Origin of the sequence: Methylobacterium sp. J-070 (genome assembly GCF_022829385.1) — a bacterium.
Taxonomy (GTDB): Bacteria; Pseudomonadota; Alphaproteobacteria; order Rhizobiales; family Beijerinckiaceae; genus Methylobacterium.
The window spans coordinates 1-301 of sequence record NZ_JAKSXX010000253.1; the positions used below are offsets into that span (position 1 = coordinate 1).

The following is a 301-nucleotide window of genomic DNA, read 5'->3' on the forward strand; positions in this document are numbered from 1 at the left end:
GGGGCGAGGGGGACCAGGTCCAGGACCTCGTGGAGGGCCTGAGCGAGGCGGCGACGCGGATCGGCGAGGGGGTCGGGGTGATGGCGGCCGTGGGCGGACAGACCAAGCGGCTGGCGGTCAGCGCCGCCGTCGAGGCGGCGCGGGGCGGCGAGGCCGGCGGCGGGTTCGCGGTCGTCGCCGGCGAGGTCAAGGAGCGGGCCGCGCAGAGCGCCAAGGCCACCGAGGAGATCAGCCAGCAGATCGGCCAGATCCAGGGGGTGACCGGCCAGGCGGTCTCGGCCATCGGCACGATCACGGCGCG

The 301-nt window shown here is 76.7% G+C and carries 1 protein-coding gene; it reads left to right on the forward strand.

Features of this window, described 5'->3' with window-relative positions; translation table 11 throughout:
• Positions 1 to 301: methyl-accepting chemotaxis protein (locus MKL01_RS30030; RefSeq protein WP_243908842.1), on the forward strand; the 301-nt coding region annotated here is incomplete at both ends.